Annotated in this window: 16 protein-coding genes and 1 riboswitch; of the genes, 10 read left to right on the top strand and 6 right to left on the bottom strand. The window is 58.5% G+C overall.

The genetic code is table 11. The features are described 5' to 3' along the window. Nucleotides 1-12: 12 nt before the first annotated feature. The 4 genes from NNN71_RS03915 to sgrT all read right to left on the bottom strand — a co-directional run bounded on the left by NNN71_RS03915 (nucleotide 13) and on the right by sgrT (nucleotide 3857). Nucleotides 13-1296, bottom strand: a complete 1284-nt coding sequence (locus tag NNN71_RS03915; RefSeq protein ID WP_167576795.1) for an MFS transporter — start codon at nucleotides 1294-1296, stop codon at nucleotides 13-15. A 183-nt stretch (nucleotides 1297-1479) separates the two neighbouring features. Beyond that, nucleotides 1480-2244, bottom strand: coding sequence for a gluconate 5-dehydrogenase (gene idnO, locus NNN71_RS03910; protein WP_271457916.1), 765 nt, complete (start codon nucleotides 2242-2244; stop codon nucleotides 1480-1482). A 193-nt stretch (nucleotides 2245-2437) separates the two neighbouring features. Further along, entirely contained in the window at nucleotides 2438-3616 is a 1179-nt protein-coding gene (locus tag NNN71_RS03905; protein ID WP_163448253.1) for a sugar efflux transporter, read from the bottom strand. A gap of 88 nt (nucleotides 3617-3704) precedes the next feature. After that, the gene (gene sgrT, locus NNN71_RS03900; protein WP_074398820.1) at nucleotides 3705-3857 is read right to left on the bottom strand and encodes a glucose uptake inhibitor SgrT; all 153 of its coding nucleotides are present in this window, start codon (nucleotides 3855-3857) and stop codon (nucleotides 3705-3707) included. Between the two features lie 87 nt (nucleotides 3858-3944). Between sgrT and sgrR the strand changes: the two genes are divergently transcribed. From sgrR to thiQ, 4 genes are all read left to right on the top strand, one after another. Continuing rightward, nucleotides 3945-5600, top strand: a complete 1656-nt coding sequence (sgrR, locus tag NNN71_RS03895; RefSeq protein WP_271457915.1) for an HTH-type transcriptional regulator SgrR — start codon at nucleotides 3945-3947, stop codon at nucleotides 5598-5600. Nucleotides 5601-5635: 35 nt separating this feature from the next. Next, nucleotides 5636-5734: riboswitch (TPP riboswitch) on the top strand. 30 nt (nucleotides 5735-5764) lie between these two features. Further along, complete coding sequence (gene thiB / locus NNN71_RS03890; protein ID WP_163448251.1) at nucleotides 5765-6748, top strand: thiamine ABC transporter substrate binding subunit; 984 nt, start codon at nucleotides 5765-5767, stop codon at nucleotides 6746-6748. After that, nucleotides 6724-8334, top strand: a complete 1611-nt coding sequence (gene thiP / locus NNN71_RS03885) for a thiamine/thiamine pyrophosphate ABC transporter permease ThiP (RefSeq protein WP_271457914.1) — start codon at nucleotides 6724-6726, stop codon at nucleotides 8332-8334. The genes thiB and thiP overlap by 25 nt, the downstream gene beginning before the upstream one ends. After that, entirely contained in the window at nucleotides 8318-9016 is a 699-nt protein-coding gene (gene thiQ / locus NNN71_RS03880; protein WP_163448249.1) for a thiamine ABC transporter ATP-binding protein ThiQ, read from the top strand. Before thiP ends, thiQ begins: the two co-directional genes overlap by 17 nt. Before the next feature lie 71 nt (nucleotides 9017-9087). Here thiQ and NNN71_RS03875 read toward each other — a convergent pair whose 3' ends face one another. After that, on the bottom strand, nucleotides 9088-9855 hold the full coding sequence (locus NNN71_RS03875) for a DedA family protein (RefSeq protein WP_163448248.1): 768 nt from the start codon (nucleotides 9853-9855) through the stop codon (nucleotides 9088-9090). Between the two features lie 129 nt (nucleotides 9856-9984). Then, nucleotides 9985-10830 (bottom strand): arabinose operon transcriptional regulator AraC, encoded by an 846-nt coding sequence (gene araC / locus NNN71_RS03870; RefSeq protein ID WP_163448247.1) that lies wholly within the window; start codon nucleotides 10828-10830, stop codon nucleotides 9985-9987. Between the two features lie 338 nt (nucleotides 10831-11168). Here araC and araB point away from each other — a divergent pair, with 338 nt between their 5' ends. From araB to rluA, 6 genes are all read left to right on the top strand, one after another. Then, on the top strand, nucleotides 11169-12875 hold the full coding sequence (gene araB / locus NNN71_RS03865) for a ribulokinase (RefSeq protein ID WP_271457913.1): 1707 nt from the start codon (nucleotides 11169-11171) through the stop codon (nucleotides 12873-12875). A gap of 11 nt (nucleotides 12876-12886) precedes the next feature. After that, nucleotides 12887-14389, top strand: coding sequence for an L-arabinose isomerase (gene araA / locus NNN71_RS03860; protein WP_271457912.1), 1503 nt, complete (start codon nucleotides 12887-12889; stop codon nucleotides 14387-14389). 177 nt (nucleotides 14390-14566) lie between these two features. Beyond that, entirely contained in the window at nucleotides 14567-15262 is a 696-nt protein-coding gene (gene araD / locus NNN71_RS03855) for an L-ribulose-5-phosphate 4-epimerase (protein WP_167576821.1), read from the top strand. Nucleotides 15263-15377: 115 nt separating this feature from the next. Next, a complete protein-coding gene (gene polB / locus NNN71_RS03850; RefSeq protein WP_271457911.1) occupies nucleotides 15378-17735 on the top strand; it encodes a DNA polymerase II in 2358 nt (785 codons plus the stop codon). Nucleotides 17736-17865: 130 nt separating this feature from the next. Continuing rightward, nucleotides 17866-20772, top strand: a complete 2907-nt coding sequence (rapA, locus tag NNN71_RS03845) for an RNA polymerase-associated protein RapA (protein ID WP_271457910.1) — start codon at nucleotides 17866-17868, stop codon at nucleotides 20770-20772. Nucleotides 20773-20783: 11 nt separating this feature from the next. After that, nucleotides 20784-21443 (top strand): bifunctional tRNA pseudouridine(32) synthase/23S rRNA pseudouridine(746) synthase RluA, encoded by a 660-nt coding sequence (gene rluA / locus NNN71_RS03840; RefSeq protein WP_163448242.1) that lies wholly within the window; start codon nucleotides 20784-20786, stop codon nucleotides 21441-21443. The last annotated feature ends 102 nt before the right edge of the window (nucleotides 21444-21545 follow it).

Raw genomic sequence — 21545 nt, 5'->3', positions numbered from 1 at the left:
CCTCACTCAACCTTAACGCGTGGCCATCTCAGCCGCCGGCGAGGTAGTTTCATTTTGCGCGCGAACGCAGTACATCAGCACCACCGACGCCAGCAGGGCGATTGCCATAAAGGTGTAGGAGACACCCGGCCCGCCGGTCACGCCGTTGAGGTACCCCACCAGCCACGCGCCGAGGAATGCTCCCAGCGCGCCGAAGCTGTTGATCATCCCCATCGACACGCCGGAGACGTTGCGCGGCAGCAGTTCGGGGATCAGCGCAAAGAACGGCCCGTAAGGCGCATACATACAGGCGGCGGCCACGACCAGCAGCGCGTAGGAGAGCCAGAAAGACTGGTTGCCCAGCATCCACGAGGCGAAGAACGCGATGGCGGCAATCAACAACAGCGGCCAGATAAACAGTTTACGGTTCTGAAACTTATCGGACAGCCAGGAGACGGTCAGCATCAGGCAGATTGCCGCCAGATACGGCACCGCCGCCAGCCAGCCCACTGCCACAATGTCCATCTGCGCCGCGTTTTTCAGAATCGACGGCATCCACATCATGAAGCCATACACGCCGATGCTCCACAGCGCATGCACTGCACAAAGCATAATGACGCTGCGCGAACGCATTGCTTCACCGTAGTTACGCATCGGCTTAATGTCGCGCTGCTCGCGATCCATCGCCTGCTGTAACGCCTCTTTTTCCTGCGCGCTTAACCAACCCGCATCCGCCGGTTTATCACGCACCAGAATCACCCAGCAGAACGCCCAAATCACCGCCGGAATGCCTTCGAAAATAAACATTTCACGCCAGCCCCAGGCTTCAATCAGGTAGCCGGAGACAATCGACATCCACAGCACCGTAACGGGGTTACCGAGAATCAAAAAGGTATTGGCGCGCGAACGTTCGGTTTTGGTAAACCAGTTGCTGATATAAATCAGCATCGCAGGCATCACTGCCGCCTCAACGATCCCAAGAATAAAGCGAATAGCCATCAGCGTGGGAATGTTACTCACAAAGCCGGTCGCCGCGGCGCAGAGCCCCCAAAGGATCAGGCTGCAAAAGATCATTTTGCGCACGCTATGCTTGACGGCATACATCGCGCCCGGCACCTGGAAGAAGAAATAGCCCAGGAAGAACAGCGCGCCAATTAACGATGCGGTTCCCTGAGTAATTCCTAAATCATGTTCTATACCGGCGGCAGCGGCAAAGCCGTAATTGGCGCGGTCGAGATAAGCTAAGCTGTAGGTAATAAAAATAATCGGCATTAAATACCACCAGCGACGCGCCGGCAGTTTTGCGAGCATATTCATACTCACTCCTTGGATTATTGTTTTATACACTTCATCCTTCAAGCTGCCTCCGCGTTGGCTGCGCTCATTCACCCCAGTCACGTACTTATGTACGCTCTTGGGGATTCATTCCCTTGCCGCCTTGATGCAACTTGAATGATTTTGTGTATATCGCTCAGGCCGCGCGTTGCGGCCCATTATTGATCAGACCGCGGCCAGCATGCCGCCGTCCACAAACAGAAGATGTCCATTAACAAAATCAGAGGCCGGCGCGGCAAGATAAACCGCCGCGCCGATCAACTCTTCCGGTTTACCCCAGCGGGCGGCGGGCGTGCGCTGGAACAGCCAGGCGGAGAATGCCTCATCGTTAACCAGCGCGGTAGTCATGTCGGTGGCGAAATAACCGGGCGCAATACCGTTGACCTGAATATTGTATTCCGCCAACTCCACGCACATCCCACGGGTTAACATTTTGACCGCGCCTTTTGACGCCGCGTACGGAGTAATGGTTTTGCGGCCTAACTCGCTCTGCATCGAGCAGATATTAATAATCTTCCCGCGGCGGCGTTGCACCATGTAGCGGGAAACCTGCTGCGACACCAGAAAGACCGATTTCTGGTTTACATCAATCACTTTATCCCACTCCGCTTCCGGGAATTCAGTGAAAGGATAACGACGCTGAATACCGGCGTTGTTAATCAAAATATCAATTGATCCAATCTCCCTTTCGATTTGCGCGACCGCGCGCGCCACCTCTTCCCCATTGGTCACGTCAAAACCATAGCCAACCGCGCGATAGCCCTCGGCTACCAGCTTGTCCGCCGCCGCCTGCGCACGCTGCTGGGTGATGTCGTTAATCACAATCTCCGCGCCGTGCGCCGCCAGACCGCTGGCCAGCAGGTTGCCAATCCCCTGCGCGGAGCCGGTAATCAGCGCGCGTTTACCACTCAGGTCGAATAGGTTTTTCATTAAAAACTCCTTTTTTGATAACTGTTACGCGTAACTGTATACGCGTAACAGTAGAAAAAAGAAGATCTAAAAAGGGGGAAATGATCGTTATGTGATCAGGTTTGCATTTGCGTGCAAGATGAAAAAGAAAAGAGCGCTGGCCAGGTACATAGCCCAAACAAGCGCAGTGACGTCGGAAAAGCCCCAGCGCGTGTTACACGTCCTTAACCCGCGCCGTCATCGCCAGCGTTACCACCGAAATCCCCGCAATCACCCAGTACACCGAGAAGTGGCCAAAGTTTTGCGCCAGCGCGCCCTGAATGATCCCGGCCAGGATCACCCCGGTCGAAATGCTGTTGGTAAACAATGTGGTCGCCGCCCCGGCGCGTCCCGGCATCAGGTCCTGGAACCACAGCATGCCAATCCCGGCGACAATGCCGATAAACACGGCGTTAAACAGCTGTAATATCAGCAGCGCGGTATGGCTGTGGAAGAAGATAAGCCCAACGTAGAACAGCACCCCGGCGGCCACTGCAGTGACCATCATCCGACGCTTACCGAAGTGCTTCACGTAGTAGCCCGCAACGATCATCGCCGGAATCTCCAGACCCGCGGCGGTGCCCATCAGAATCCCCGCCAGGCTATCCGGCAGGCCGAGATCGCTGCTGATCCACAACGGCATATCGATGATATACATCGTGTTACAGGTCCACATCAGCGTGGAAGCGATAAACAGCATCCGTACGTTGCTGTCTTTCCAGCCGCTAATCTGATTCTGCACCGCGTCAGCAGGCTGCTCGACTCGCGCCACCGAGGGTAACGTTAGCGCAATTAGCGTCAGGCTCAGGATAAAGATCCCCGCCGCGATGGCGAACATGGTGGTAAAGCCGTAGTTCAGCGCCAGCATAAACGCCAGCGGCGGGCCAATCACCCACGCCAGCGACAGCTGGGCACGCATCACCGAGCTAAACATCACCACCTCGCGCGCCGAGCTGTCGGCGTACTCACGGGCGAGCGCAAACAGCTGCGGCATCGCGGCGTTGGCGATGGATGCCAGCATCACGCCGCAGGTAATCAGCGTCAGGTAGTGGCGGTTGAAGGCAAACAGCAGCGCGTTACCTACCGCCATCAGGCAGCAAAACATGATCAGCTTGCGTCGGTCGCCCCGGCTGTCGGATCGCCTGGCCAGCGCCAGGCTGACCGCAATCCCGGCGATCGCGTTAACGGTGTAAAACAGGCCGACCCAGAACGGCTGGACGCCCACTTCACGGCTGAGAAACAGGCTCAGCGTCGGCGCCTGTAGCGCCCCCGCCACGCCCATCATAAATGCCACCAGCATAAAAGCGGCGTACACACCGTTGAGACGTCGTCCCATCGTCATTAACCAGAGCATGTGAAATCCTTTAAGCACGCGAAAGAATAAAAAAAAGCCAGCAGATGATACCTGCTGGCAAATACTCAGTCACACATGATTTGGCGAATTAATGCTCAGAGGCCGATTTCGTAACTTCCCATTGCATCAGAGAGTTCAGCACTTCAAGCCGCTGTGCCGTTGCCTGGCGGGCCAGCCAGGAAACATTTTTGGTCGCTGCGAAATAACGCTGGTAAAACTGATGGATGGTAGACCTCTTCATACACACCTCCTCGCTTCATCGAAATCCATTATTGGCCTAATATAGGGATTAATAAATTGCTGAGTTTTTACCAGGAGTTCCCCTTTTATGCCTTCAGGTCGCTTACAGCAGCAGTTCATCCGTTTATGGCAGTGCTGCGAGGGAAAATCGCAGGAGACGACGCTTAACGATCTGGCGGCGCTACTGAGCTGTTCACGTCGTCATATGCGGACATTACTCAACACCATGGAGGCTCGGGGCTGGCTCACCTGGGAAGCGGAAGCCGGGCGCGGCAAGCGTTCCAGACTCACGTTCCTCTATACCGGGCTGGCGCTTCAGCAGCAGCGCGCGGAGGATCTGCTGGAGCAGGATCGCATCGATCAACTGGTGCAACTGGTCGGCGATAAAGCGGCGGTACGCCAGATGCTGGTCTCGCATCTGGGGCGCAGCTTCCGTCAGGGTCGGCACATTCTGCGGGTGCTCTACTATCGCCCAATGCACAACCTGCTGCCTGGCACCGCGCTTCGCCGCTCGGAAACCCACATTGCCCGGCAGATTTTCAACGCCTTAACGCGGGTAAATGAGGCAAATGGGGAACTGGAAGCCGATATTGCTCACCATTGGCAGGAAATTTCCCCCTTACACTGGCGTTTTTATTTGCGTCCCGGCATCCATTTCCATCATGGGCGCGAACTGGAGATGGAAGACGTTATTGCCTCACTGGAACGCAGCATGACGCTGCCGCTGTTCTCCAACATCACGCAGATCCACTCTCCTACCGCCTGGGTGCTGGACGTGCATCTGGCCGAGCCTGACCGCTGGTTGCCGTGGCTGCTGAGCCAGGTGTCGGCGATGATTCTGCCGCGCGAATGGCAAACGCTGCCTAATTTCTCGCGGATGCCGGTAGGAACAGGGCCCTATTCGGTCGCGCGCAATAACCTTAACCAACTGAAGATCCTCGCCTTTGATGACTATTTCGGTTTCCGGGCGTTGATTGACGAGGTTAACGTGTGGGTGCTGCCAGAAATCAGCGAAGCGCCAAACGGCGGCCTGACGCTTGAAGGCTCTACCGAAAGTGAAAAAGCCGTCGAAAGCCGGCTGGAAGAAGGCTGCTATTACCTGCTGTTCGATGCGCGGAGCACATTGGGCCGTAACCCAACGGTACGCCAGTGGCTGAGCCACCTGTTTCATCCCAACAACCTGCTCTACCGCGCGGGCGAGCAGCATCAGAGCCACTGGTTTCCCGCCTACGGCCTGCTGCCGCGCTGGCACCATGCGCGCAGCCGCGCCTGCGAGAAACCGGCCGGGCTGGAGTCCGTCACCCTCACCTATTATCGGGATCACGTCGAGCACCGGACCATCGGCCAGATTATGGAAACGCTGCTGGCGGAGCATCAGGTCAAGCTCAACATTCAGGAAGTGGACTACGACGAATGGCACCGCGGCGAGGTGGTCAGCGATATCTGGCTTAACAGCGCCAACTTTACGCTGCCGCTCGATTTTTCACTGTTCGCCTATCTGTATGAAGTGCCAATGATTCGCCATTGTATCCCCATTGACTGGGAGCAGGACGCGCGGCGCTGGCGCGCGGGCAACCTGCAACAGGCCGACTGGTGCCAGCAGTTGCTCGCTAATCAGTCGGTGGTGCCGCTGATTCATCACTGGCTGATGCTCCAGGGGCAGCGCAGTATGCGCGGCGTACGGATGAATACGCTGGGCTGGTTTGACTTTAAATCCGCCTGGTTTGCACCGCCGGAACCGTAGGGCTTTTGATTTATTCACGTAATCATTACAATGTGCCGTTCTCAACGGGGTGCTGTGCGTCGTGCGCGGCTGAGAGAGACCCGTCGAACCTGATCCGGATAATCCCGGCGAAGGGATTTGAGGCTAACTCAAAATCCTTTGCCACCCATTTACTGAGGTGCAAAGTGCTCAAGAAATTACTCCCCCTGCTGGTGCTGGTTACCGCGCCCGCGTTCGCAAAACCCGTGCTGACGGTCTATACCTACGACTCCTTTGCTGCCGATTGGGGCCCAGGCCCGGCGGTGAAAAAAGCGTTCGAAGCCGACTGCGACTGCGAGTTGAAATTCGTGGCGCTGGAAGATGGCGTCTCGCTGCTCAACCGTCTGCGCATGGAAGGGAAAAATAGCAAAGCGGACGTCGTGCTGGGGCTGGATAACAACCTCTTACAGGCCGCGACCGACACCAAACTGTTCGCCAAAAGTAACGTTCCGGCCAGCGCCGTCAACGTGCCGGGCGGCTGGAACAACGACACCTTTGTGCCATTCGACTATGGCTACTTCGCTTTCGTCTACGATAAAAACAAGCTGAAAAACCCGCCGAAAAGCCTGAAAGAGCTGGTGGAGAGCGACCAGAAATGGCGCGTTATCTACCAGGATCCGCGCACCAGCACGCCAGGCTTAGGCCTGCTGCTGTGGATGCAAAAAGTGTACGGCGATAAAGCGCCGGAAGCCTGGCAGAAACTGGCGGCGAAGACCGTCACCGTTACCAAAGGCTGGAGCGAAGCCTACGGCCTGTTCCTGAAAGGGGAAGGCGACCTGGTGCTGAGCTATACCACCTCCCCGGCCTATCACATCATTGAAGAGAAGAAAGACAACTACGCGGCGGCGCCGTTTGCCGAAGGCCATTACCTGCAAGTCGAAGTGGCGGCAAAAACCGCGGCCAGCAAGCAGCAAAAACTGGCGGACAAATTCCTGCAATTTATGGTCTCTCCAGCTTTCCAGAACGCCATCCCGACCGGCAACTGGATGTATCCGGTAACCCAGGTTGCGCTGCCGGAAGGTTTTAACAGCCTGGTGAAACCGCAGACCTCGCTTGAGTTCACGCCACAGCAGGTCGCCAGCGAACGTCAAAACTGGATTAATACATGGCTCCGCGCCGCCAGCCGCTAATTCCGGGTTGGCTCTACCCTGGGCTCACGGCCACCACATTGATGGTGGCCGTCGCTCTGGCGGCTTTTCTGGCGCTGTGGCTAAACGCCCCCGAAACGTCGTGGTCAACGCTGCTCGGCGATAGCTATCTGTGGCACGTGGTGCGCTTCTCCTTCTGGCAGGCGTTTCTCTCTGCGCTGTTATCGGTGCTGCCCGCCATTTTCCTTGCCCGCGCGCTCTATCGACGCCGTTTCCCCGGCCGTCAACTGTTGCTGCGCCTGTGCGCGATGACCCTCATCCTGCCGGTGCTGGTCGCCGTCTTCGGCATTCTGACCGTCTATGGCCGTCAGGGATGGCTGGCGCAACTGTATGCCTGGCTCGGCTGGCAGTGGAATTTCTCCCCCTACGGCCTGCAAGGCATTCTGCTGGCGCACGTCTTTTTCAACATGCCGATGGCGACCCGTCTGCTGCTGCAAGCGCTGGAGCAAATCCCCGGCGAGCAGCGCCAGCTTGCCGCTCAGCTTGGAATGCGCGGCTACCCGTTCTTCCGCTACGTGGAATGGCCCTGGATGCGGCGACAGATTCTGCCCATCGCCACGCTGATTTTTATGCTCTGCTTCGCCAGCTTCGCCACCGTGCTGTCGCTGGGCGGCGGGCCTTCCGCCACTACCATTGAGCTGGCGATCTACCAGGCGCTGAACTTTGATTACGATCCGGCGCGAGCGGCAATGCTGGCGTTGATTCAGATGACCTGCTGTCTGGCGCTGGTGCTGCTTAGCCAGCGTATGAGCCGGGCCATTGCGGTGGGCAATAGCCAGATTCAAGGCTGGCGTGACCCGGACGATCGCTGGCACAGCCGCATCGCCGATGGTGTACTTATCTTCCTGACCCTGCTGTTACTGCTGCCGCCGCTGCTGGCGGTGGTCATCGATGGCATTCATCCATCGATGCTGTCCGTATTTACGCAGCCAATCCTGTGGCAGGCGCTGGGCACGTCGCTGCGTATTGCTCTCGCCGCAGGTCTGCTTAGCGTGACGCTGACCATGATGCTGCTGTGGAGCAGTCGCGAGCTGCGGGCGCGTAACCAGCCGCTGGCCGGTCAGACGATGGAACTGAGCGGGATGCTGATTCTCGCGATGCCGGGCATCGTGCTGGCCACCGGCTTCTTCCTGCTGCTTAATAACACCATCGGCCTGCCCGACTCCGCCGACGGGATTGTCATCTTCACCAACGCGCTGATGGCGGTACCCTACGCGCTGAAGGTGCTGGAAACGCCGATGCGCGACATCACTGCACGCTACAGCATTCTCTGCGAGTCGCTGGGGCTTAGCGGGTTTACTCGCCTGCGGGTAATTGAATTACGCGCGCTCAAAAGACCGCTGGCGCAAGCGCTGGCGTTTGCCTGCGTGCTGTCGATCGGCGATTTCGGCGTGGTGGCGTTATTCGGCAACGAGAATTTCCGCACGCTGCCGTTTTATCTTTACCAGCAGATTGGCGCCTACCGCAGTCAGGACGGCGCGGTGACGGCGCTGATACTGTTACTGCTCTGCTTCCTGCTCTTTACCGTGATTGAAAAGTTACCCGGACGCCATGCTAAAACTGAATGATGTGACCTGGCTGTATCAGCACCTGCCGATGCGCTTTAGCGCCACGATTGCCCAGGGCGAGAAAATTGCGGTGCTCGGCCCAAGCGGCGCGGGGAAATCGACGCTGCTCAATCTGATCGCTGGATTTCTGACGCCCGCCAGCGGCACCATCATGCTGGAAGGCCGCGTCCATACGCATACGCCGCCGTCCCAGCGACCGGTGTCGATGCTGTTTCAGGAAAATAATCTCTTCAGCCACCTGACGGTGCGCCAGAACATCAGCCTGGGGATGAGCCCGCGCCTCAAGCTCACCGACGATCAGCAACGCAGGCTACAGGTCATCGCCGGGCAAATGGGGATTGAATCAATGCTGGAAAGGCTACCGGGCGAGCTTTCCGGCGGCCAGCGCCAACGCGCCGCGCTGGCCCGTTGCCTGGTGCGGCAGCAACCCATTCTGCTACTGGACGAACCCTTTTCCGCGCTCGATCCGGCGCTACGTCAGGAGATGCTGCAATTAGTCGACGACGTGTGTCAGCGCCAGAATCTGACGCTGCTGATGGTGTCGCACAGCGTTGAAGACGCGGCGCGAATTGCGGCGCGAGCAATGGTGGTGGCGGAAGGGCGAATCGCCTGGGATGGTAAGACCGAAGCGCTGCTGAGCGGTAAGGCCAGCGCTTCGGCATTGTTAGGTATCGCTGAGTGAGGGATTGCCGGATGGCGGCTACGCCTTATCCGGCCTACAAATGGGTACGCACGTAGCCGCCATCAGGCACGTTACAGCCCGACCACCTTACGCAAAATCTCGATATACACCGGCATCAGCGGATGGCGAATCACGCTGACCAGCGCCACCACGCCAACTCCCAGAATCAGCGGCGCCAGAATCAGTAAACGCTGACGCGTCAGCACGTTGCTGAGACGGTCGTGATTCTCCTTTGCGCTACGCCACAGTCGCCAGCACAGCCACGCGCCGAGCCACAACAGCAACGCCGCCGCCAGCAGCAGCCACTTAAAGCTGGCGCTATTTTCATCGGCGGGAATATCAATCGCCGCGCCGGCGAGGATCCCCGGCAGGAAATAGAGTGGCGGCCACAGCAGGCAACCAATGATATTCGGGGGAATAAACCGGGCAATCGGCAGGTCGAGCATGCCCGCCACCATGGGCACCACGGGGCGTGTGGGCCCAATAAAGCGGCCAACCAGAATCGTAAACATACTGTGCTGATGCAGCGCGTATTCGGTTTTATCGAGCAGCGCTTTGTTTTTCTTCATAAACGACCAGCGGTGCAGCGGCTTTTTAAAGCGCCAACCCAGCCAGAAGGAGATCCAATCACCCAGCAGGCAGCCCACGATCCCCGCCAGCCACGCCTGCCAGAAGTTCACCTCGCCGCCGCCAATAAGCGCGCCCAGGCCTGCCATCATCACGGTGCCCGGCAAAATCAGCCCCACTAACGCCAGTGATTCCAGAAACGCCACCAGCGCCACCGCAATCAGCGAGTAGGTCGTGGACTGCGTAATAAAGTGTTCCAGCAATGCTTGCATAGTGTGCCCGGTTTGAAAACGAAGCAGGGATTCTCCAGAGCCCCCTCTGCATCGTCAAGCCATCAATTGTCTAAATAGTTTACTGGCAAAGACAAAAGCCGACACAGTGCATTTCCTTTTCTTTACTTTTTATTCACAGCCAGCGCGGAATTCGCTGGGGCTGGCACCGGTACATTTTTTAAAGACCCGGGAGAAATAGAGCTGATCTTCAAAGCCGACATTGCGCCCGACGCTGGCAATCGGCATGCGCGTGGTGCTCAGCAGCAGCTTGGCCTGGCTGATGCGCTGATCCTCACGCCAGCTCAGCACGCTAACGCCCAGTTGCTGCCGGAAAAGATGCGACAGCCTTGATGGCGACAGGCAGACGTGCTGGGCCACGCTGGCAATATCAAACTGACTATCGGCAAGATGATCGCTGATGTACTGGCAGGCATCGCGTACGCGGTTATCCATGGGCGGATGCAGCGATTCGTTGATCGCCTCCATGCGCCGCAGCAGCAGTTGCTCAAGCAGGTTGATGGCCAGCAGTTCGGAATAGCGCCCTACGCCCTGTCCGGCGTCGATAATTTTACCGAACAGCTCGGAAATTTCGCTCTGGTGCGCTTCATCCGGGCGATAAAAACCGGTTTGCGCCACGATGGCGGGCCAGTTTAGCCACTCGTGCCAGTAGGCTCGCGGGCGGAAATAGACCCACTGATGATACCACTCGCTGGCGTCCGGGTGACGTCCATAGTGGTGAATTTCGCCCGGCGGGAACAGCAGCATGTCCCCCTGGCGGCAGACAAACTGCTTACCCTGGTTTTCAATCACCCCTTCACCGCGCACCGTCAGGTTCAGAATAAACCCCTTCATGCCCAGCGGTCGGTCGATGAAAAAGTCCAGGTAACCACCGGCTTCAATCGGCGTTAACCCCGCCACCAGATGGGCGTTAAAGGAATAACCAGGCAGCAGGGGATCGTTTTGCATTTCAGCCATTTCTGCACGCTCTCACTGATATTTAAAGAAACCAATTATCCATATTCGGCTTTTTATCGGCACGGCCGCCGCGCTCAATGAATAACAGAACCGACGCGGCTGTCAACCCTGTTATTTCAAGGCACTTAGAGAATAAAGCCGGAAGAGAAGCCGGCTCATAACCACAACTGAAGTGTCTATAAAGACGACAGAAAAGTCCACATTGATTATTTGCACGGCGTCACACTTTGTGAGGTCACAGCAAGATCATCCATAAGATTAGCGGTTCCAGCCTGACGTTTTTTTGCGGGGATATCTACTGTTTCACTATCACGTTTTCATTGAGATGGAGTAACACGATGGCAATCGCAATTGGCCTCGATTTTGGCAGTGACTCAGTCCGCGCCCTGGCAGTAGATTGCGCGACGGGGGAAGAAATCGCGACCAGCGTTGAGTGGTATCCGCGCTGGCAGGAAGGGCGTTTCTGCGACGCGCCGAACAACCGTTTCCGCCACCACCCGCGCGACTATATTGAATCCATGGAAGCGGCGCTGAAGGGCGTGCTGGCCGAGCTTTCCAGCGCCCAGCGCGCGGACGTGGTCGGCATCGGCGTTGACAGCACCGGCTCCACCCCGGCGCCGATTGACGCCGACGGCAACGTGCTGGCGCTGAAAGAGGCGTTCGCCGACAACCCGAACGCCATGTTCGTACTGTGGAAAGATCACACCGCAGTAGAAGAGGCAGAGGCCATCACCCGCCTGTGCCACCAGCCGGGCAAAGAAGATTACTCTCGCTATATTGGCGGTATTTACTCCAGCGAATGGTTCTGGGCCAAGATTCTTCATGTCACTCGCGAAGACCCCGCCGTGGCGCAAGCCGCAGCATCGTGGATTGAGCTGTGCGACTGGGTTCCCGCGCTGCTTTCCGGCACCACCCGCCCGCAGGATATCCGTCGCGGTCGCTGCAGTGCCGGGCATAAATCGCTGTGGCACGAAAGCTGGGGCGGCCTGCCGCCGGCGTCGTTCTTCGACGAACTGGATCCCATTATCAACCAGCATCTGCCCTGCCCGCTGTTTAACGAAACCTGGACTGCCGACGTGCCGGTCGGCACGCTAACCGCCGAATGGGCGGAGCGCCTGGGGCTTTCTACCCAAGTCGCTATTTCCGGCGGCGCGTTCGACTGCCATATGGGCGCGGTTGGCGCAGGCGCACAGCCTAATGCGCTGGTGAAAGTCATTGGCACTTCAACCTGCGACATTCTGATTGCTGATAAACAGAGCGTTGGCAACCGTACCGTGAAAGGTATCTGCGGCCAGGTGGACGGTAGCGTGGTGCCGGACTTTATCGGTATGGAGGCAGGTCAATCCGCATTCGGCGACATCTATGCCTGGTTTGGTCGCGTACTTGGCTGGCCGCTGGAGCAGCTTGCCGCACAGCACCCGGAGCTGAAAGAGCAGATCAAAGCCAGCCAGAAACAGCTGTTACCTGCATTGACCGAAGCCTGGGCCGCTAACCCGTCGCTCGACCATCTCCCGGTGGTGCTCGACTGGTTTAATGGTCGCCGCACCCCGAACGCGAATCAGCGCCTGAAAGGGGTCATTACTGATTTAAACCTCGCCACCGACGCTCCGGCACTGTTTGGCGGGCTGATTGCCGCCACCGCCTTCGGCGCGCGAGCCATCATGGAGTGCTTCACCGACCAGGGTATTGCAGTGAACAACGTCATGGCGCTGGGCGGCATCGCGCGTAAAAACCGCGTCATCATGCAGGCCTGCTGCGACGTGCTGAATCGTCCGCTGCAAATCGTCGCCTCCGACCAATGCTGCGCGCTGGGTGCGGCTATCTTCGCCGCGGTAGCCGCCGGCGTTTACGCCGATATCCCGACCGCGCAGGGCAAAATGGCCAGCCGCGTAGAACATACCTTACAGCCACGCCCGGCGCAGGCTGCACGCTTTGAAGAACTCTATCAGCGCTACCAGCAATGGGCCGAAAGCGCTGAACACCATTATCTCCCTGCTGCTTCGTCGGAAAAAACCGCCGCTACCCGCGCAGCCCTGACTCATTAAAGGATACGAACATGACCGTTTTTGATAATTATGAAGTGTGGTTTGTCATTGGTAGCCAGCACCTGTATGGGCCGGAAACGCTGCGTCAGGTGACGCAAAACGCGGAGCACGTGGTCAATGCCTTAAACGCCGAAGGGAAACTACCGTGCAAACTGGTGCTGAAGCCGCTGGGTACCCGCCCGGACGAAATCACCGCCATCTGCCACGACGCGAACTACGACCAGAAATGTGCTGGTCTGATCGTCTGGCTGCACACCTTCTCTCCGGCGAAGATGTGGATCAACGGCCTCGCCATCCTCAATAAACCGCTGCTGCAATTCCATACCCAGTTCAACGCGGCGCTGCCGTGGGACAGCATCGATATGGACTTTATGAACCTGAACCAGACCGCACACGGCGGCCGCGAGTTCGGTTTCATCGGCGCACGCATGCGTCAACAGCACAGCGTGGTCACCGGCCACTGGCAGGACAAACATGCGCAAGAGCGCATTGGCTCATGGATGCGCCAGGCGGTCTCTAAGATTGATACTCGTCAGCTGAAAGTGTGCCGCTTTGGCGACAACATGCGTGAAGTGGCGGTCACCGACGGCGATAAAGTCGCGGCGCAGATCAAGTTCGGTTTCTCCGTGAACACCTGGGCGGTGGGCGACCTGGTGCAGGTCGTCAACGCAGTTACCGACGGTGAAATCAGCGCGCTGATTGACGAATACGAAAGCAGCTACCGCTTCACTCCGGCTACCCAGATTCACGGCGACAAGCGCCAGAACGTGCTGGACGCCGCACGCATCGAGCTGGGCATGAAGCGCTTCCTCGAAGAAGGCGGCTTCCACGCCTTCACCACCACCTTTGAAGATTTGCACGGCCTGAAACAGCTCCCGGGCCTCGCCGTGCAGCGCCTGATGCAGCAAGGCTATGGCTTTGCGGGCGAAGGCGACTGGAAAACCGCCGCCCTGCTTCGCATTATGAAAGTGATGTCGACCGGTCTACAGGGCGGCACCTCATTTATGGAAGACTACACCTACCACTTTAACGGCGGTAACGACCTGGTGCTCGGCTCACACATGCTGGAAGTGTGCCCGTCTATCGCGGTGGAAGAGAAACCGCTGCTCGACGTCCAGCACCTCGGCATCGGCGGCAAGGCCGATCCGGCGCGTCTGATCTTCAACACCCAAACCGGCCCGGCGATCGTCGCCAGCATGATCGATCTCGGCGATCGCTATCGCCTGCTGGTTAACACCATTGAAACCGTAAAAACCCCGCACGATCTGCCGAAGCTGCCGGTAGCGAACGCCCTGTGGAAAGCGCATCCAAACCTCGAAACCGCGTCTGAAGCGTGGATCGTTGCGGGCGGTGCGCACCACACCGTGTTCAGCCACGCGCTGACGCTAGACGATATGCGCCAGTTCGCCGAGCTGCATGATATCGAAATTGCGGTGATCGACAACGACACCCGCATGCCGGCCTTTAAAGACGCGCTGCGCTGGAACGAAGTGTATTACGGGTCCAAACGTTAAGCCGCTTTCCCCCTCACCCTAACCCTCTCCCAACGGGAGAGGGGACCGATCGAGCGAGAACTCCGCCCTTCCCCCTCACTAACGGGGAGAGGGAACCAATCGGGCACAGACTCCGCCCTTCCCCCTCTCCCTATGGGAGAGGGTCGGGGTGAGGGAAATTCAGACTCGGAGCAAAACATGTTAGAAGAACTCAAACGCCAGGTCCTGAACGCTAATCTGGCGCTGCCAAAACACAATCTGGTCACCCTCACCTGGGGCAACGTCAGTGCCGTCGACCGCGAGCGTGGCCTGCTGGTGATTAAGCCGTCCGGCGTTGATTACGGCGTGATGACCGCCGAAGATATGGTGGTGGTCAGCCTGGAAACCGGAGAAGTGGTGGAAGGCAACAAAAAGCCATCCTCCGATACACCGACTCATCGCCTGCTGTATCAGGCGTTTCCAACGCTCGGCGGCATCGTGCACACCCACTCGCGTCACGCCACCATCTGGGCGCAGGCCGGGCAGCCAATTCCGGCGACAGGGACCACCCACGCCGACTATTTTTACGGCCCGGTGCCCTGCACTCGCCTGATGACCGATGAAGAAATCAACGGCGACTACGAATGGGAAACCGGCGCGGTCATTGTCGAAACCTTCCGTGATAACGGCATTGATCCGGCGCAAATGCCCGGCGTACTGGTCCACTCTCATGGCCCGTTCGCGTGGGGGAAAAACGCCGAAGACGCGGTGCATAACGCCATCGTGCTGGAAGAGATCGCCTATATGGGCATCTTCTGCCGCCAGTTGGCGCCGCAGTTACCGGAGATGCAGCAGACGCTGCTGGATAAGCACTATCTGCGCAAGCACGGCGCGAAAGCGTATTACGGGCAGTAGCCTGGACGAGGCGCAGCCTACTCCGGAATCCCCCGGCGACACCTGTATAAAACACCAGCTTCTTTATCTAAACCAGGCTATACTCAAGCCTGGTTTTTTGTTGATGAGAGCACGCGTGACGCAGCCACAAGCCGGTTTTTTACTCACCCGCCACTGGCGGGATACGCCGCAGGGCACTGAACTGGCTTTCTGGCTGGCGACCGACGACGGCCCGCTACAGGTCACCCTGCCGCCGCAGGAATCTGTTGCATTTATCCCTGAATCTCAGCGTACGCAGGTTGAACGCCTGCTGCACGGCGAAAACGGCGTACGGGTAGCCCCGCTGGCCCTCAAAGATTTCCACCGTCAGCCGGTTTTCGGCCTGTACTGCCGCGCCCATCGCCAGCTCATGCGGCTGGAAAAAGTGCTCCGCGAGAACGGCATCACCGTCTACGAAGCCGATATCCGCCCGCCGGAGCGCTATCTGATGGAGCGCTTTATCACCGCCCCCGTGTGGGTTGAAGGCGAAAAATCGGCAACCGGGCTGCGTAACGCACGCATGAAGCCGCACCCCGAGTACCGCCCGCCGCTGAAATGGGTGTCGCTGGATATCGAAACCAGCCGCCACGGCGAACTGTACTGCATCGGGCTGGAAGGCTGCGGGCAACGCACCGTCTACATGCTCGGCAGCCCGCCCGCGCAGCCGCCGCAGGTCGATTTTCATCTCGAATATGTCGCCAGCCGCCCGCTGCTGCTGGAAAAACTCAACGCCTGGTTTGCCGAACATGACCCGGACGTGCTGATTGGCTGGAACGTCGTGCAGTTCGACCTGCGCGTACTGCAAAAAAGCGCCGAACGCTACAAAGTGCCGCTATTGCTCGGGCGCGGCGGCAGCGAACTGGAGTGGCGTGAACACGGCTTTAAGAACGGCGTATTCTTCGCTCAGGCCGCAGGGCGGCTGATTATCGACGGCATCGAGGCGCTGAAATCCGCCTTCTGGAACTTCACCTCGTTTTCGCTGGAGAACGTCGCCCGCGAGCTGCTGGGCGAAGGCAAGGCGATAGATAACCCATGGGACCGAATGGACGAAATTGACCGCCGTTTCGCCGAAGATAAGCCCGCACTGGCGACCTATAACCTCAAAGACTGCGAGCTGGTGACGCGCATCTTCCACCAGACCGAGATCATGCCTTTTTTACTGGAGCGCGCCACGGTCAACGGCCTGGCGGTCGATCGGCACGGCGGTTCGGTCGCGGCTTTCAGCCACCTCTATTTTCCGCGGATGCATCGCCTCGGCTACGTCGCGCCGAATTTCGGCGAAGTGCCGCCGCAGGCCAGCCCCGGCGGTTATGTCATGGACTCCCGCCCCGGCTTGTACGACTCGGTACTGGTCCTCGACTACAAAAGCCTGTACCCGTCGATCATCCGTTCTTTCCTGATCGATCCGGTAGGGCTGATTGAAGGGATGGCGCACCCCGATGCGGCGCACAGTACCGAAGGTTTTCTGGATGCCTGGTTTTCGCGTGACAAACACTGTCTGCCAGGGATCGTCAGCCAGATCTGGCACGCCCGTGATGAAGCCAAACAGCAGAAAAATAAGCCGCTTTCTCAGGCGCTAAAGATCATTATGAACGCCTTCTATGGCGTGCTGGGCACCAGCGCTTGCCGCTTTTTCGATCCGCGCCTGGCGTCATCTATCACCATGCGCGGCCACGCGATCATGCGCCAGACCAGGGCGCTGATTGAGTCTCAGGGCTATGACGTGATTTACGGCGATACTGACTCCACCTTCGTCTGGCTCAAACGCGCACATGGCGAAGAAGAGGCAGCAACCATTGGCCGCGCGCTGGTCGGCTTCGTGAACCAATGGTGGGCCGACGAGCTGCAAAAAAGCGGGCTGACCAGCGCGCTGGAACTGGAGTTTGAAACCCACTTTTGCCGTTTCCTGATGCCGACCATTCGCGGTGCCGATACCGGCAGCAAGAAACGCTATGCCGGGATGATTCAGGACGGCGACAAGCAGCGGATGATGTATAAGGGGCTGGAGACCGTACGCACCGACTGGACACCGCTGGCGCAGCAGTTCCAGCAGGCGCTGTATCTGCGCATCTTCCGCAACGAACCGTACCGGGATTTTATCCTCGAAACCATTGATAAGCTGATGAACGGCGAGCTGGATGAACAGTTAGTCTACCGCAAGCAGCTGCGGCGTCCGCTTGCAGACTATCAGCGCAACGTGCCGCCGCATGTCCGCGCCGCGCGCCTTGCTGATGAACAGAACGTGCGGTTAGGACGTCCGCAGCAGTACCAGCAGCGCGGTAGCATCCGCTACGTCTGGACCACCAACGGCCCGGAGCCACTGGACTACCAGCAGTCGCCGCTCGACTACGACCACTATCTCACCAAACAATTAGCCCCCGTCGCCGAAGGAATTCTCCCCTTTGTTGACGACGATTTTGCTACAATAGTGACGGGGCAACTGGGGTTGTTTTGACAGGTGACTAACGTCCCGCCATCCAGTACCATAGCGCCCTTTCCATTCCTGGACCAAATTCACTCGCCGCCTCCTTTCAGGTGGTGGCTGAATATTGCCTGCAATTTATTAAAGATAGAGCCGAACATATATGCCTTTTACACTTGGTCAACGCTGGATCAGCGATACAGAAAGCGAACTGGGACTTGGTACTGTTGTTGCAATGGATGCACGCACCGTCACCCTGCTCTTTCCGGCAACCGGAGAGAACCGTCTGTACGCCCGTAGTGACTCCCCCGTGACCCGCGTAATGTTCAACCCCGGCGACACGATCACAAGCCATGAAGGCTGGCAGTTGCTCGTTGATGAAGTTAAAGAAGAAAATGGCCTGCTGGCATATATCGGCACCCGCCTGGATACCGAAGAAACCAACGTGATGCTGCGCGAAGTGCTGCTCGACAGCAAACTGGTGTTCAGCAAGCCGCAAGACCGTCTCTTTGCCGGGCAAATTGACCGTATGGACCGATTTGCGCTGCGCTACCGCGCGCGTAAATACCAGAGCGAGCAATACCGCATGCCGTGGAGCGGCCTGCGCGGCCAGCGCACCAGCCTGATCCCCCATCAGCTCAACATCGCCCATGACGTCGGCCGTCGTCATGCGCCGCGCGTCCTGCTGGCAGACGAAGTGGGCTTAGGGAAAACCATTGAAGCCGGGATGATCCTGCACCAGCAGCTGCTCTCCGGCGCCGCTCAGCGCGTGCTGATTATTGTTCCGGAAACCCTGCAACATCAGTGGCTGGTTGAAATGCTGCGCCGCTTCAACCTGCGCTTCGCGCTGTTCGACGACGAGCGCTATGCCGAAGCCCAGCACGATGCCTACAACCCGTTTGAAACCGAACAGCTGGTGATCTGCTCGCTGGACTTCGTGCGCCGCAACAAACAGCGCCTGGAGCATCTGTGCGACGCCGAGTGGGATCTGATGGTCGTCGACGAAGCGCACCACCTGGTGTGGAGCGAAGACGCGCCAAGTCGCGAATATCTGGCCATTGAAGAGTTGGCCGAGCGTGTACCGGGGGTCCTGCTGCTGACCGCAACGCCGGAACAACTCGGAATGGAAAGCCACTTTGCCCGTCTGCGCCTGCTGGACCCGAACCGCTTCCACGATTTTGAGCAGTTTGTCGAAGAACAGAAAAACTACCGTCCAGTAGCCGACGCCGTGGCGCTGCTGCTGGCGGGGAATAAGCTCAGCAACGACGAGCTGAACATGCTCGGCGAGCTGATTGGCGAGCAGGATATCGAAGCGCTGCTGCAAACTGCCAACAGCGATCGCGAAGGCTCCGAGGCTGCGCGCCAGGAGCTGATCAGCATGCTGATGGACCGCCACGGCACCAGCCGCGTGCTGTTCCGTAATACCCGTAACGGCGTGAAAGGCTTCCCGAAACGCGAGCTGCACACCATCAAACTGCCGCTGCCGGCGCAGTACCAGACGGCAATTAAGGTTTCCGGCATTATGGGCGCCCGCAAAAGCGCCGAAGAGCACGCGCGCGACATGCTCTACCCGGAACAGATTTATCAGGAGTTTGAAGGCGATACCGGCACCTGGTGGAACTTCGACCCGCGCGTTGAGTGGCTGATGGGCTACCTGACCAGCCATCGCTCCCAGAAGGTTTTGGTCATCTGCGCCAAAGCGGCTACCGCGCTCCAGCTGGAGCAAGTGCTGCGCGAGCGTGAAGGCATCCGTGCCGCCGTGTTCCACGAAGGCATGTCGATTATCGAACGCGACCGCGCCGCCGCCTGGTTTGGCGAAGAAGACAGCGGCGCGCAGGTGCTGCTGTGCTCGGAAATCGGCTCTGAAGGCCGTAACTTCCAGTTCGCCAGCAACCTGGTGATGTTCGACCTGCCGTTCAACCCGGACCTGCTGGAGCAGCGTATTGGCCGTCTGGACCGTATCGGCCAGGCGCACGATATTCAGATCCACGTACCTTATTTAGAGAAAACCGCGCAGTCCGTGCTGGTGCGCTGGTACCACGAAGGTCTGGATGCGTTCGAACATACCTGCCCGACCGGTCGTACTATCTATGACAGCGTGCACGACCAGCTGATCACCTATCTGGCCGCGCCGGAAACCACCGAAGGCTTCGACGAGCTGATTAAATCCAGCCGCGAGCAGCACGATGCGCTGAAGGCGCAGCTCGAACAGGGCCGCGACCGTCTGCTGGAGATCCATTCCAACGGCGGCGAAAAAGCGCAGAAGCTGGCAGAAAGCATTGAAGAGCAGGATGACGACACCAACCTGATCGCCTTCGCGATGAACCTGTTCGACATCGTCGGCATTAACCAGGACGACCGCGGCGAGAACCTGATCGTCCTGACGCCGTCCGACCACATGCTGGTGCCGGACTTCCCGGGCCTGCCGGAAGACGGCTGCACGGTCACTTTCGAACGAGACATCGCCCTGTCGCGCGAAGACGCTCAGTTCCTGACCTGGGAACACCCGCTGATTCACAACGGGCTGGATCTGATCCTCTCCGGCGACACCGGCAGCAGTACCCTTTCGCTGCTGAAAAACAAAGCGCTGCCGGTCGGCACGCTGCTGCTGGAGCTGATCTACGTGGTGGAAGCTCAGGCGCCGAAGCAGCTGCAGCTCAACCGCTTCTTGCCGCCGACGCCGGTGCGTATGCTACTCGACAAAAATGGCACCAACCTCGCCGCGCAGGTCGAGTTTGAAACCTTCAACCGTCAGCTCAGCGCGGTGAATCGCCATACCGGCAGCAAGCTGGTGAACGCGGTGCAGCAGGATGTGCACACAATCCTGCAAAAAGGCGAAGCGCAGATTGAGAAAGCCGCGCAGGCGCTGATTGCCGCCGCGCGTGAAGAGGCGGACGAGAAACTCAGCGCCGAGCTGTCGCGTCTGGAAGCCCTGAAGGCGGTGAACCCGAACATCCGCGACGATGAGCTTTCGGCAATTGAAAGCAACCGTCAGCAGGTGATGGAAAGCCTGTCCCAGGCGGGATGGCGTCTTGACGCGCTGCGTCTTATCGTCGTCACTCACCAGTAACCGGAGCCGTTATGGGAATGGAAAACTACCATCCGCCGCAGGACCCGTGGCTGGTTATTCTCTATCAGGATGAGCACATTATGGTGGTCAACAAGCCGAGCGGCTTGTTGTCCGTCCCGGGCCGTCTTGAGGAGCATAAAGACAGCATCATGACCCGCGTGCAGCGCGATTATCCCCAGGCGGAGTCCGTACACCGTCTGGATATGGCGACCAGCGGTGTGATCGTAGTGGCCCTGACCAAAGCTGCGGAACGGGAGCTTAAGCGCCAGTTCCGCGAGCGCGAGCCGAAAAAGCAGTACGTGGCGCGCGTGTGGGGACATCCGCAACCGCAGGAAGGTCTGGTGGATTTACCGCTGATTTGCGACTGGCCGAACCGGCCAAAGCAGAAAGTGTGCTATGAAACCGGCAAGGCGGCGCAAACGGAATATGAAGTGCTGGAGTATGCGGCGGATAACACCGCGCGGGTGAAGCTCAAACCGATTACCGGGCGCTCTCACCAGCTGCGCGTGCACATGCTGGCGCTGGGCCACCCGATTCTCGGCGATCGCTTCTACGCCCACGACGAGGCGCTGGCGATGGCGCCGCGGTTGCAGCTGCACGCCGAGACGTTAACCATTACGCATCCAAAGTTTGGCAATAGCATGACGTTTAAGGCGCCAGTGGATTTTTAGACCGCGCCAGTTTTACCTCTCCCCGCAGGGGAGAGGTAACCGTTCGCATGCGCTTCAGGTTTCGGTTTTCTCCCTTGCCCCTTTGGGGACAGGGCCGGGCGC

It is taken from the genome of Kluyvera sp. Awk 3 (genome assembly GCF_028069715.1).
GTDB lineage: Bacteria > Pseudomonadota > Gammaproteobacteria > Enterobacterales > Enterobacteriaceae > Kluyvera > Kluyvera georgiana_A.
The sequence above is the reverse complement of the archived record's forward strand: the minus strand, read 5'-3'. Positions and strand labels throughout refer to the sequence as shown.

What these genes read in the sequence shown, in the direction of transcription:
- idnO (WP_271457916.1), bottom strand. Translation starts at nt 2,244, where the DNA reads ATGAAAAACCTATTCGACCTGAGTGGTAAACGCGCGCTGATTACCGGC.
- araC (WP_163448247.1), bottom strand. Translation starts at nt 10,830, where the DNA reads ATGGCTGAAATGCAAAACGATCCCCTGCTGCCTGGTTATTCCTTTAAC.
- thiQ (WP_163448249.1), top strand. Translation starts at nt 8,318, where the DNA reads ATGCTAAAACTGAATGATGTGACCTGGCTGTATCAGCACCTGCCGATG.
- thiP (WP_271457914.1), top strand. Translation starts at nt 6,724, where the DNA reads ATGGCTCCGCGCCGCCAGCCGCTAATTCCGGGTTGGCTCTACCCTGGG.
- araD (WP_167576821.1), top strand. Translation starts at nt 14,567, where the DNA reads ATGTTAGAAGAACTCAAACGCCAGGTCCTGAACGCTAATCTGGCGCTG.
- rapA (WP_271457910.1), top strand. Translation starts at nt 17,866, where the DNA reads ATGCCTTTTACACTTGGTCAACGCTGGATCAGCGATACAGAAAGCGAA.
- rluA (WP_163448242.1), top strand. Translation starts at nt 20,784, where the DNA reads ATGGGAATGGAAAACTACCATCCGCCGCAGGACCCGTGGCTGGTTATT.
- araB (WP_271457913.1), top strand. Translation starts at nt 11,169, where the DNA reads ATGGCAATCGCAATTGGCCTCGATTTTGGCAGTGACTCAGTCCGCGCC.
- NNN71_RS03905 (WP_163448253.1), bottom strand. Translation starts at nt 3,616, where the DNA reads ATGCTCTGGTTAATGACGATGGGACGACGTCTCAACGGTGTGTACGCC.
- araA (WP_271457912.1), top strand. Translation starts at nt 12,887, where the DNA reads ATGACCGTTTTTGATAATTATGAAGTGTGGTTTGTCATTGGTAGCCAG.
- NNN71_RS03915 (WP_167576795.1), bottom strand. Translation starts at nt 1,296, where the DNA reads ATGAATATGCTCGCAAAACTGCCGGCGCGTCGCTGGTGGTATTTAATG.
- sgrT (WP_074398820.1), bottom strand. Translation starts at nt 3,857, where the DNA reads ATGAAGAGGTCTACCATCCATCAGTTTTACCAGCGTTATTTCGCAGCG.
- sgrR (WP_271457915.1), top strand. Translation starts at nt 3,945, where the DNA reads ATGCCTTCAGGTCGCTTACAGCAGCAGTTCATCCGTTTATGGCAGTGC.
- NNN71_RS03875 (WP_163448248.1), bottom strand. Translation starts at nt 9,855, where the DNA reads ATGCAAGCATTGCTGGAACACTTTATTACGCAGTCCACGACCTACTCG.